This window comes from Sphingobium sp., from assembly GCF_036170395.1.
Classification (GTDB): Bacteria; Pseudomonadota; Alphaproteobacteria; order Sphingomonadales; family Sphingomonadaceae; genus Sphingobium.
Genome location: NZ_JAVHPD010000026.1, coordinates 25,949 through 37,575, shown reverse-complemented (window position 1 = coordinate 37,575; position 11,627 = coordinate 25,949). Strand labels below are relative to the sequence as shown.

Here is an 11,627-nt window from a genome sequence, read left to right as displayed (position 1 = left end):
ATCGCGCCTCAGAAAGGCAGCTTAAAGCCGGGCGGCAGCGGCAGGCCAGCGGTCATCTTGCCCATTTCGGCATTGCTGACCTCGTCCGCCTTGGTCCGCGCATCGTTGAAGGCGGCGGCGACCAAATCCTCCAGCATCTGCTTCTCGGAAGGCGCGAGCAGGCTTTCGTCGATGCTGACGCCGATGATCCGCCCCTTTGCCGATGCCCGCACCTTGACCAGCCCGCCACCGGCCGCGCCCTCGACCTCCAGCCGGTCCAGATTCTCCTGCGCCCGCTGCAATTCCTCCTGAACACGGCTCGCCATGCCCAATATTTCGTTCAGATCCTTCATACGCCTGCACTCCATTGTTCGAGCCGGTCGTCCAGCTCGGCGTCGGGGAAAGCCGCCATCGCCGCCTTGACCACCGGGGTCTCCAAAATCTTCTCGCGCTCGGCCGCCTGCGCCGCCTGCTCCTGCTCCAACAATGTTGGCGCGCCGCCGCTCTCCTCCAGCCGCACCGCCCAGCGAACCCCCGGCGTAGCGGCATTGAGCGCCTGCTCCAGATCCTTTTTGAAATCGCCATAATGCCATTTCTCGGTCAGCCGCAGGACGAGGCTGGGCGGATCGAGGTCAATGACAGCAGCGCAATCATGCAGATGACCGGCGATCAGGGGCTTGGTCGAATGGAGCAGGGCGACAATGTCCTGCATCGTCCGGGGGAGTCGCGCGGTCGGCGCGGCGGGGCGCTGCGCGCCTTCCTGCACCGCCGCGCCGGGCGCAACGCCGCCGCCCTCGCGCAGCAGCCGCGCCAGCTCGCCCGGATCGGGCATGGTCGCTGCGTGCATCACGCGCAGCAGCGCCATTTCGCAGCTTTCGATCGGCAGCACCGCGCTCGCCACTTCGTCATGGCCCTTGACCAGCAATTGCCACAGCCGATGCAGCGGCGCGAAGCCCAGCTGCGCCGCCCAGTCCGCAAGCGCCTCGCGTTCCTCCGCCGACTGGCCGGGGCTGGCGATGTCCCGCCCCGCCTTTACCAAAGTCACGGCATGGACCAGTTCCATGAGCCCGCGCATCAGCGCCAGCGGCTCCACCCCCAGCGCATATTGATCGCGCACCGCGCCCAGCAAAGCGGCAGTGTCGCCCTCCAGCAGCAATCCCAGCAGCCGCCGGGTCGATCCGCGATCCGACAGGCCCAGCATGTCGCGCACCTGGTCCGCAGTGACTCGCGGCTCGCCCTCGCCCATCTCGGCATGAGCAATCGCCTGATCGAGAATCGAGAGGCCATCGCGCGCCGACCCTTCGGCCGCCTGCGCGATCAGCGCCAGCGCATCGGCTTCGGCCGCGACATTCTCCGCCTCCACCACATGCGCGAAATGGCCGGCGAGCAGGTCCGCCGGAATACGGCGCAGGTCGAAGCGCTGGCAGCGCGACAGCACGGTCACCGGCACCTTGTTCACCTCGGTCGTGGCGAACAGGAATTTCACATGCGCGGGCGGCTCCTCCAGCGTCTTCAACAGCGCGTTGAAGGCGTTCTTCGAGAGCATATGCACTTCGTCGATGATGTAGATTTTGTAACGCGCCGACACGGCGGAATAGCGCACCGCCTCGATGATCTCGCGCACGTCGTCGACGCCGGTATGACTCGCGGCGTCCATCTCCACCACGTCGATATGCCGGCCTTCCGCGATTGCCTGACACGGCTCGCACAGGCCGCAGGGATCTATGGTCGGCCCGCCCTGCCCGTCCGGGCCGATGCAATTCAGCGCCTTGGCGATCAGCCGCGCGGTCGATGTCTTGCCCACCCCGCGCACCCCGGTCATCAGGAAGGCATGGGCCAGCCGCCCCCGCCGGATCGCGTTGCCCAGCGTCTGGACCATCGCATCCTGCCCGATCAGTTCGCGGAAATTGCGCGGACGATATTTGCGCGCGAGAACGCGATAGGGCTGCGGGGAATCGGACATGGGGAGAACTTCTAACCGCTCGGGCGGTCCTTGTCGAAGAAGGATGCGGCGGACAGGGCGGCGGGGAAAGTAGGAGCCGGAACGACCCGTGACGAAATCACTGTGGCTGCTTCCGTCAGGACCTGACCAGGTTCGCGACGATCACGTCCGCCCGACTCCCGGTGGGGCATATGGCAGCGCTCCGCCGGCATGGCAAGAGCGTGCTTTTTTGCACTATCGCTTGTCTGCCGCCGCGTCTCGACTTAATAGGACAGCGCGGCGTCGGTCGAAAAAGGCAGGAATAGATCAGGAAAGATACAAGATTTTCCGTGACCTGCTCGCGACGCATTCCCTTTCATCAAACCGAGCGCAGACATAATGTCTGAAATCGAGGCGCTTGACCTAAAGAGGTGATCAATGCCTGTCAGTAAAGAACTGGTTGTTCAAGCCTATCGGTTGATATTGGGGCGCGAGCCCGAAAATGAGCAAGTTCTGGAAGCCAACGCCAAGGCGACGGACTGGCGCGAGCTGCGCCGGGCATTCCTGTCGAGCAGCGAGTTCAAGCGTCAAACCGGCGTGGGCATGTCCAACCGGCAGCCCATCGGCCAGTTCATGGACGTGCGCACCAACGATGTGGAGGTCGATTGCACGGCCGAACAGCTCCAGCAGATGTTCGACGGCATCGCCCGCAACTGGAAGAAATTCGGCGAGACGGAGCCGCACTGGTCGGTCCTGACCAATCCGGTATTTCGCCAGGAAACGCTGGCCGAGCATCTCGACGCCTTCTTCCTGCACGGCAAGGCCGACGTTCAGAATGCGCTCAATTTCCTAAGCCGCGCCGATCTGCCCGCCACCGGCTTCGATCGTGTAATGGACTTTGGCTGCGGCGTCGGCCGCCTGACGGTCGCGCTGGCCCCCCATGCGCGCACCGTCGTGGGCGTCGATATCTCGCCAAGCCACCTGCGCGAGGCGGAAATCACCGTCAGAGACAAGCTGCTCGACAATTGCGAATTCAAGCAGATTCATACGGTCGATGACGTGGAAAAGCTTGGCACCTTCGACCTGATCGTCAGCCGCATCGTTCTCCAGCACAATCCGCCGCCGATCATCGCCGCCATCTACCGCCGGCTGCTCAACACGCTGCGCCCCGGTGGCGCTGCGATCATCCAGATCCCGACCTATATGAAGGGCCAGAAATTCCGCGTCGCCGACTATCTGGCCAGCACCGCGCCGGCGATGGAGATGAACGCGATCCCGCAGCACGAGATTTTCCGCATCATCCGTGAAACCGGCTGTGAGGTGATCGAGGTGCGCGAGACCGACGATGTTGGCCCGATCGGCGGCCTGTCGCACACCTTCGCGGTGCGCCGGCCCTGACAGGCTTCGGTCTCCGGGCGGCCCAGTCGCCGCCCGCTTACTCCAGTCCGCTCTTCTGCGCCTTCGCGACGAGGCTCAGCGCCGCGCGCGCCGTCTCGGCGATCGCCGCTTCCGCCTTCTTCGCGTCTATGCTCGGGCGGTCGAGATAGACGGCAAGGATATACTCGTCTCCGGCCGGCGACTTGACTAGCGCCACGTCATTATAGGCGGTGCCGCACGTTCCGGTCTTGCCGCCCGATGTCCAGCCTTCGGGCAGGCCAGCCTTGATCCGCTTGTCGCCGGTGCTGCTGGCGTTAAGCCAGGCGCGCAAGGTGCCGGCGCTTTCGGGCCGCATGTCGCGGAAGATCAGCCGTCCCATCAGGCCCGCCATTGCGGCAGGCGACGTCGTATCGCGCGGATCGCCCTCGCGATTCTCGTTGAGGTCGGGTTCGTTGCGATCGAGTCGAGACACCGTGTCGCCATGCGCGCGCATGAACGCAGTCAGCCCCTCCGGCCCGCCCAGCATCGGCAGCAGCAGGTTGGCGGCGCTGTTGTCGCTCACCTCCACCGCCGCCTGCGCCAGTTCGCCCATGCCCATGCGCCCGCGCTTCAGATTCTTCTTCACCACCGGCGCATAATCCAGGACATCCGCCTTGCCGAACGGGATAGTGCCCTCCAGCCCGAACTTGCCGCCGTCCGCGCCGATCAGCACCGCGGCCGCCAGCGGCGCCTTGAACGTCGAACACAGGGCGAAGCGCTCGTCGCGGTTGAAGCCCAGCAGCAGCGCCCCCTTGCTGTCGACCAGCGCGACGCCGAGCCGCCCGCCGGTCTCCGCCTCGATCTCCTTGGGGTTGCGGACCTGCGCCAAGGCCGATTGCGGCACCAGATAGCGCGGTGCAGCCGGCATCAACGTGTCGAGTCGCCCCGTGGGAACCGGTTCTTTCGTCTGCTTCTTCTCGGCAGCCGGCGCCGGGGCGGCCAACAGCGCCAACATGCAAAAGGCAGACAGCGGTTTCATCGGAATCGTCACATGCCCTGCATATTATAGGACTGGCTCGGGATGCGGACCGTCAGCCGATCGATCTTGCCGTCGAGGACGATCTGGCAGGACAGGCGGCTGGTGCGGGTGGCGGCGGCGGCTAGGTCGAGCATATCCTCCTCATCCTCGGTCGCGCGGGGCAGGCGGGGAAAATCGTCGGCATCGACGATGACATGGCAGGTCGAACAGGCCATCTGCCCCTCGCACGTCCCTTCGAGCGGCTGGCCAGCGGCCTGCGCTATCTCCAGCAATACCGATCCCGCCGGCGCATCGACCTCCTGCCGGCGCTCCCCGTCGGCGCTGATGAAGGTGATCCTGGTCATGGACGTGCGACGCTCCCTTATCCTGCGACGCCGCCTTGCGCGGCCGCCGCCTCGTTCAACGCCTCGGCTGCCCTCTCCAACTCCTCGCGCTGCGTGTATCGGCCAAAGCCGACCCGCACCGATCCGCGCGCTTGCGAGTCCGACAGGCCAAGCGCGCGCAGCACATGGCTAGGCCGCCCGGACCCGCTCGCGCAAGCGCTGCCGAGCGAAAAGGCGATATTGCGGCAATATGACAACAGTCGCGCGCCGTCCAACCCCTCCTTCCGCAGATTGAGGTTGCCGGGGTAGCGCTGCGTCGCGCTGCCGTTCAGCGTCCAGCCGGCGAACAGATGGCGGGCGAGCGCGCCCAGCGCTGCCACATGGACGCGATCTTCCTCCGCTCTTTCGCGCATCAGCCGCGCGGCGACGCCGAAGCCAGCGCACAAGGCCGGTGACAGCGTGCCCGATCGCAGCCCCTGTTCCTGCCCGCCGCCATGGATCAACGGTTCGATCGCCACGCCATCGCGGACCCACAGCGCGCCCACGCCCTTGGGTCCATGGATTTTGTGCGCGCTGATCGCCACCATGTCGCAGCTTTCCGGGATCGGCTCCCGGCCATAACCCTGCACCGCGTCGCACAGGAACAGCGCGCCGGCGCGATGGGCCAGATCGGCTAGCGCGGCGACGGGCTGGACCACGCCGATCTCGTTATTTATCAGCATGGTAACAACGAGTGAGACAGTTGAATCGATATGCCGCGCGGCGGCCTCCATATCGACAAGCCCGTCCGTCCCGACCGGCAGCAGCGTCACCGCCCGCCCCCGCCGCCGCAACGCCTCCACCGTGTCGAGCACGGCGGCATGTTCGGTGGCGACGGTGACGATGCCGCCAAGCGGGGCGCCCTGGATGGCGATGTTGAGCGCCTCGGTCGCCCCGGAGGTAAAGACCAGCCGCCCACCGCCGGGCAGAAGCCGGCCAATCTCTTCGCGCGCCACCTCGACCTGCGCGGCGGCGGCGCGGCCCAAGCGATGGGCGCTGTGGGGGTTGGCGAACTGGTCGCGCAACAGCGGGGCCATCGCCTCATACGCTTCGGGAGCGAGCGGCGTGGTCGCCTGATAATCCAAATATATCATAAGGTTAATTAAAATACCTTGTTACCTTGTTCCCCGGCGAAAGCCGGGGTCCAGTTCAGAGCGTGGGACTGGACCCCGGCTTTCGCCGGGGAACAAGACGCCATAGTTTCTATCAATCCACCTTGGCACTCACTCGCTCAGCCATGCGGCGCCAAACCGCGATATAGCTGTCCAAGTCGCTGTCCAAAGTCTGCGGCCCGAAGCTCACCCGCACCACTTCCGACGCTGCGACCTCGTCCCATCCCATCGCCCCCAGCACATGACTGGTCTTGAGCGACCCCGAAGAACAGGCGCTGCCCGCCGACACCGATATGCCGGCCAAATCGAACTGGATCAGCTGCGCCCGCGCCGACAGGCCCGGCATCCGGTAGCTGGCGATGGTCGGAATGCGCGGCGCGTTCCGTGCGACGACAAGGCCCCCCGCCGCCTCGATCGCCGCATCGAGCCGCGCCCGCAGGTCGGCCGCGCGCCCCATCCAGTCCTCCCGCGCCTCCAGCGCCGCCGCCATGCCGAGGATCGCGGGGAGGTTCTCGGTCCCCGCGCGATAGCCCTGTTCCTGCCCACCGCTCGGCTCAATGAGCGCGAGGTCGCGGATCAGCAGCGCCCCGATCCCCGGCGGCCCACCGAACTTATGCGCGCTGATCGCGATCATATCCGCATCCGGCAACGGCAGCTTGCCCGCGCTCTGCGCGCAGTCGGCGAACAGGATCGCGCCGCCGCGCTCGATCCGGTCGAGCGGCTGGATCACGCCGGTCTCGTTGTTCACATACTGGACGGCGAGGACAATGCCATCTCCGTCATGCCAGCGAAGGCTGGCATCTCTCTTTTCTTTGAGCGCAACCGAAAAAGAAGTGAGATCCCGGCCTTCGCCGGGATGACGGGGGAAGAGGACAATCCCCTCCCCATCCACCGCCAGCCGCTGCGCACCCCCCGTCACCCGCAACACCGCGTCATGCTCGACCGGCGATGTCACCACCCGCCCCGCCTTCGCCCGCATGAGCGCAATGGCGATCGCCTCGCTCGCCCCCGACGTGAAGATCACATGCCCGTCCCACCCCAGCGCCGCCCCGATCCGCGCCCGCGCCGCCTCCAGCGCCGCGCGCGCCGCCCGGCCGTCGGCATGGGGGCTGGACGGGTTCGCCCAGGCAGCCATCGCCTCCACCATCGCTGCCTGCGCTGCCGGCAGCATCGGCGTCGTCGCGGCATGATCGAGATAAAGGCGGGCGGCGGCCAAGGGCAGGCTACTCATTGATTGCGGAAATGGCGGCGACTTCTATATAGGCGACTTGCCGCGCCGCGCCAGCGCGAAGGCCCAAGCGGCTTACAGCCAGGCGCGCCGATCCATGTCCCGCCGCGTCCCAGCGGCCCAGAACGATAACAGGTGTTATGCCCGACGTCATTTTCCCCGGTCCCGAAGGTCGCCTCGAAGGCCGCTTCAGTCCCCCGCCCCGTCCCCGCGCGCCGGTCGCCATGATCCTCCACCCGCATCCGCAGGGCGGCGGCACGATGAACGACCGCATCACCCAGGCGCTCTACAAGACCTTCGTGAAGCGCGGTTTCGCGACGCTGCGCTTCAATTTCCGGGGCGTGGGCCGCAGCCAGGGGACGTTCGACAATGGCATCGGCGAACTGTCCGACGCCGCCGCCGCGCTCGACTGGGTGCAGAGCTTCCATCCCGAAGCGCAGACCACCTGGATCGCGGGCTTCTCCTTTGGCGCGTGGATCGGGATGCAGCTCCTGATGCGCCGCCCGGAAATCCGCGGCTTCATCTCGGTCGCGCCGCCGGCCAACATGTATGATTTCTCCTTCCTCGCCCCCTGTCCTTCGAGCGGCATCATCGTGCAGGGCACGGCGGACGAGGTGGTGACGGCCAGCGCCGTGCAGAAGCTGGTCGACAAGCTGCGCACCCAGAAGGGCATTACCATCCATCATGACGAGATTCGCGGCGCCAACCATTTCTTCGAGCATGAGCTGGATCAGCTGATGAAGTCGGTCGACAATTATCTCGACATGCGTCTGTCCCCGGATTCGCCTATCCGCTGAATCCTCCGTTCTCCGTTCAGTTCGAGCTTGTCGAGAACCCCGCGCGCCGTTCTCGACAAGCTCGAACCGAACGGGTGTGCGGGTCAGGCCGCCGGCAGCGTCAAAATAAACCGCGCGCCCTCGCCCGGCGCGCCGCCGATGATGATGTCGCCGCCCATCGCCCGCGCCAGCCGCCGCGAGATGTAGAGGCCAAGGCCGCTGCCTCCGGCATCGTCGCGGCCCAATCGCTCGAACTTCTCGAAGATGCGCTCGCGATCCGCCAGCGCCACGCCCGGCCCCTGGTCGATGACCGCGATCCGCGCCTGCCCATTTTCCCATTCGGTCGCGATCCGCACCTGCGTCCCCTCGGGCGAGTATCGCACGGCATTGCCGATCAGGTTGACCAATATCTGCAGCACCCGCCGGAACTCGCCCGTCGCCATCAGCGATACGTCGGCGGGCGGCGGCATCAGCGCAATCTGCTTGTCGAGCGCCTTGACAGACAACAGCCCGGCCGCCCGCCGCCCGAGATCGGCAAGGTCGATATCCTCCGCCACGACGCTGAAGTCGGGCCGGTCGATCGCCTGGAGATCGGCCAAATCATCGACCAGCGCCAGCAGATGCCGTCCCGCCGCCGCGATATCGCTGGCATAGCCCGCATAATCGGGGCGCAGGGGCCCTTCCAGTTGTGCGCTGATCGTATCCGCGTTCGCGATGATCCGCCCCAGCGGCTGGCGCAGCGAACGATCCAATCGGCGGCTGAAATCGCCGGGATAAAGAGTCAGCGGCGCATCATCGACCAGCGGGGCGACCACCGCCCGCTCTTGCGGGAAAGCGGTGCCCCGATAGCCCGTCAGTTGCCCGCCCAGATCGAAGGTCGGATAGGCGGAAAGCAGAAAGGCCCTCCCCGGATCACCCGCGCGCACCGCCTGCTGGTCGCGAAAGGCGCGGCGCTGCGCGAAGCCGCGCAGCATCGCCATGTCGCCGTCCTCGTCGGGCTGAAGCTGGAAGTAAGTCGAAAAGCGGCTGCCCGGCACTGGCGGATCGGGCGGCAGCGCTCCGTCGGCTCCCTGCCCCGGCAGCACGAGCTGAAAGCATAATTGCGTGTCGATCTGCCACGCCCAGCCCTCGCCCAGCGCCGCGAGATCGGCGTCGCGCCCGCCTGCATCGGCGGGAAAGGCCGACGCCGGCCGCTCGCGCCAGTCGATGATCGACAGGCTGACGCCATCCCCCTCCGGCCGGGCGCGCACCCACATGTCGATATCGCCGCGCTCGGCCGCCGCGACCACCGGGCGCGACACCATCACCCCCAGCCGCCCCGCCAGCCGCGCGATCGCCGCCAGTTGCGGCACTGCCAGCGCGACGCCCAGGTCCGCCCCGGCCTCCTGCTGGAGCGCGAGCAAGGGCGCGTCGGCGCTTAGCAACCGCCCGTCGCTCGACAGGGTGGCGCGGACGATAGCGGGATGCACCGCCATCGTCATGCGCCGGCCAGCGCCCGCAAATGGCCGATCTTGGCGCGAAACGGCTCGGGCGTCCGCAACGTGCCGAGTACCGCGTCCGCCTCCGCTTCGCCCAGCGTGCCATAGCGCTCCGCCTCCGCCAGCACCGCCGCATCCGACAGCGACGGCCGCGCCGGACGCAGCGCCAGCAGCATGTAGCGATAATCGGCATCGGAGCCGCCCAGCGCCCTGCACAGCAGGCCCACCTCAGCAACCGGCCCCAGCAGCAGCATGTCGATGAGTTGCGCGCATTCAAGCCGCAGATGGCGCGCGGCGAGCGCGGCGAACAGCAGGAATCGCCTCCGGTCGAGCGCCATGCCCAGCAGGGCGGCATCGTCCGCCGCCTCCCCCATCCGCCGCACCAGCTGCTGCGCCAGCACTATGGGACTCGCACTCTCGTCATGATCGGCGAGCAGCGCCCAGCCCGCCCGCTCGATCGCGGCGTAGAGCCGGTCGCGCGCGTGCGGAAAGGCCGGCTCCAGCCGCAGCGCGAGACAGGCGGCGACGGTCCACACCAGCTCGGCGACATGCTCGGCCGGCAGGTCGGGCCGCATCGGCTGGTCCTCGCCGCCGGGCATCAGCCAGCGTCCCTCGGCAATGGCGAGCGCGGCGGCGGCGTCCCCCAGCACCGGATCGTCGGTTGCGGGCAGGCGCGATCCAGCCGCCTCGGTCGCCTGCTCGACATCGGCCTGCCCATGCTGGCGCAGCATCAGCGTCAACGCCGCGCGCATCTTCATATGGCCGAGCAAAGCGGGGCTGAGCAAAGTCGGCCGCGCCCGGATCATCGGCCAGGCGATCGCGCCCGACGCATGATCGAGCGCAGCGGCGATTTCGGGCGGATGGGCCAGCGACAGGCGTAGCGCCATCTCGATCGCCTGCGCGCATCCCCCCAGATGCCGGCGCGTCTCCGCGACCAGCGCATCATGCGGCGCAACGCCTTCTTCCGACAGGAAAAACGCCAGGTCGATGGCATGACCGACAGGCACGGCGGACGCGCCAGCCATGACCCGCGCCATCGGCCAGCTGCCCGCCATGCCCGTGCCGGTAAGGGTCGAAGTGGCGCTCATGCCGGCAAGAATAGGGGCACGTCCTTAAAATGCACTAAACCCTGAAGCCGAAATTTCAGGCCGCGCGCCGCAGGATGATCGCGCCGGCCGAGAGGATCGCGAGCAAGGTCGCGAGCCGCAACCCCTCCGCCAGCAGCCCGAACAGGCCCGCCCCGATCAAAAGCAACAGGGCCGTAGCGGGCGTGAATATCATCCACGGTCGCGCCTGACCCGTCCGCCGCCAGCGCTCCGCCACCGCCAATATCCCGAGCAGGATCGCCAGGTCCGCCGCCATCGGCGTCGCCGCAGCGATGACGATGCCAATCAGCGCGGCGGCCGGCGCGCAGAAGGCGATCCACCCGCTCGGCGGCGACCGCAGGGCGAGTTCATCCAGCCGATCGCTGATCTCCGACAGCAGCAACGCCACCAGCAGCAGCACGAATCCCGTCAGCGGCCATTGCAAGGCGATCGGCACCAGCGCCACGACCCCGAGCGCGATGGCGGCGATCCGCAACTGGAACGCCGGCACCTGCATCCGCATCAGCGGCGGGCTGGCCATCCGGGCAAGCGGCGCGAGCAGATAATGATCGATCCCGCCCCGCGCCGCCCCCCGGCCCGACCCGGCCGCCGTCACCGCCTGCGCGACGAGGTCGGCCTGCTGCTGCGTATCGACGATCGCGACCCGCCCTTCGAGCAGATCGTCCTGCGGCACGGTCAGCCGCCGTGCTCCTTTCTGCACCGCCGCCCGCACCAGAGTCAGCGCCAGATCCCAGTCGCCGATCATGTCGAGCGTGCCGAACAGCAAGGCCGGGCTGATCCGCGCCAGCCCCGCCCAGCGCTGCCCGGCGTCGATCCGCTCGAAGGGCGCGGCGGCTCGGCTGTCATCGGTGACAAGCAGCGCGTCGCCCTCCGCCCCGCCGATGCCATCCATATGCGCCTGCGACACGATCGCGCCGTCCGCGACCAGCAGCACGTCGCTGTCCCGCGGCGCATCGCGCACCATCGAGACCATGTCGCGCACCAGCGCGACCGCGATCCCGTCGGCGCTCAGCCGATCGACCGCTTGCGAGATAGCAGGGGTGATGACGCTCACCAGGATCATGATCCGGTCCGCCCCCGCACGCACCGCCTGCCGCGCCTGATATTCGACCAGCGTCTGGCCGGCGAAATGCAGGCTCGCCCGCAGCCCCGCCGGCGAATCGGCCGTCGTGCGGCTGGCGCTCAAGATGGCGGCGAAACTCATATCGTTACGCAGGTGACCCGATTGTGATTGTGGCGACCTTTTCGCAAGGCCGGCCCACAAGCGCAA

At 67.4% G+C, this 11,627-nt stretch carries 11 protein-coding genes and 1 other RNA gene; 2 read left to right on the top strand and 10 right to left on the bottom strand.

Annotated elements, in window-relative coordinates:
• Window positions 1–8: 8 nt before the first annotated feature.
• The 3 genes from V2B31_RS07750 to ffs form a co-directional block, all read right to left on the bottom strand.
• On the bottom strand, window positions 9–332 hold the full coding sequence (locus V2B31_RS07750; protein ID WP_328277106.1) for a YbaB/EbfC family nucleoid-associated protein: 324 nt from the start codon (window positions 330–332) through the stop codon (window positions 9–11).
• On the bottom strand, window positions 329–1,942 hold the full coding sequence (locus tag V2B31_RS07745) for a DNA polymerase III subunit gamma/tau (protein ID WP_328277104.1): 1,614 nt from the start codon (window positions 1,940–1,942) through the stop codon (window positions 329–331). The genes V2B31_RS07750 and V2B31_RS07745 overlap by 4 nt, the downstream gene beginning before the upstream one ends.
• A 66-nt stretch (window positions 1,943–2,008) precedes the next feature.
• Window positions 2,009–2,104: signal recognition particle sRNA small type (gene ffs, locus V2B31_RS07740), an RNA gene on the bottom strand.
• Between the two features lie 234 nt (window positions 2,105–2,338).
• Between ffs and V2B31_RS07735 the strand changes: the two genes are divergently transcribed.
• The gene (locus V2B31_RS07735; RefSeq protein WP_328277102.1) at window positions 2,339–3,298 is read left to right on the top strand and encodes a class I SAM-dependent methyltransferase; all 960 of its coding nucleotides are present in this window, start codon (window positions 2,339–2,341) and stop codon (window positions 3,296–3,298) included.
• A gap of 37 nt (window positions 3,299–3,335) precedes the next feature.
• Here the strand turns inward: V2B31_RS07735 and blaSGM are convergent, their stop codons facing one another.
• The 4 genes from blaSGM to V2B31_RS07715 form a co-directional block, all read right to left on the bottom strand.
• Window positions 3,336–4,295 carry an SGM family class A beta-lactamase gene (blaSGM, locus tag V2B31_RS07730; RefSeq protein ID WP_328277100.1) on the bottom strand — a complete coding sequence of 320 codons (960 nt, stop codon included), beginning with the start codon at window positions 4,293–4,295 and terminating at the stop codon, window positions 3,336–3,338.
• An 8-nt stretch (window positions 4,296–4,303) separates the two neighbouring features.
• Window positions 4,304–4,639, bottom strand: coding sequence for a 2Fe-2S iron-sulfur cluster-binding protein (locus tag V2B31_RS07725; protein ID WP_328277098.1), 336 nt, complete (start codon window positions 4,637–4,639; stop codon window positions 4,304–4,306).
• A gap of 17 nt (window positions 4,640–4,656) precedes the next feature.
• Entirely contained in the window at window positions 4,657–5,751 is a 1,095-nt protein-coding gene (locus tag V2B31_RS07720) for a cysteine desulfurase family protein (protein WP_328277096.1), read from the bottom strand.
• Between the two features lie 112 nt (window positions 5,752–5,863).
• Window positions 5,864–6,985: a cysteine desulfurase family protein gene (locus tag V2B31_RS07715; RefSeq protein ID WP_328277207.1), complete on the bottom strand. Its 1,122-nt coding sequence runs from the start codon at window positions 6,983–6,985 to the stop codon at window positions 5,864–5,866.
• Window positions 6,986–7,137: 152 nt separating this feature from the next.
• Here V2B31_RS07715 and V2B31_RS07710 point away from each other — a divergent pair, with 152 nt between their 5' ends.
• The gene (locus V2B31_RS07710) at window positions 7,138–7,794 is read left to right on the top strand and encodes an alpha/beta hydrolase (RefSeq protein ID WP_021246639.1); all 657 of its coding nucleotides are present in this window, start codon (window positions 7,138–7,140) and stop codon (window positions 7,792–7,794) included.
• Between the two features lie 83 nt (window positions 7,795–7,877).
• On the opposite strand, the gene V2B31_RS07705 is transcribed toward V2B31_RS07710, so the two are convergent.
• Genes V2B31_RS07705 through V2B31_RS07695 form a run of 3 tightly spaced genes read right to left on the bottom strand, consistent with a single transcriptional unit; the run spans window position 7,878 to window position 11,561 of the window.
• Complete coding sequence (locus V2B31_RS07705) at window positions 7,878–9,254, bottom strand: sensor histidine kinase (protein ID WP_328277088.1); 1,377 nt, start codon at window positions 9,252–9,254, stop codon at window positions 7,878–7,880.
• Window positions 9,251–10,339, bottom strand: coding sequence for a hypothetical protein (locus V2B31_RS07700; protein ID WP_328277084.1), 1,089 nt, complete (start codon window positions 10,337–10,339; stop codon window positions 9,251–9,253). The genes V2B31_RS07705 and V2B31_RS07700 overlap by 4 nt, the downstream gene beginning before the upstream one ends.
• A gap of 55 nt (window positions 10,340–10,394) precedes the next feature.
• Window positions 10,395–11,561: a hypothetical protein gene (locus tag V2B31_RS07695; protein WP_328277082.1), complete on the bottom strand. Its 1,167-nt coding sequence runs from the start codon at window positions 11,559–11,561 to the stop codon at window positions 10,395–10,397.
• Window positions 11,562–11,627 lie beyond the last annotated feature (66 nt).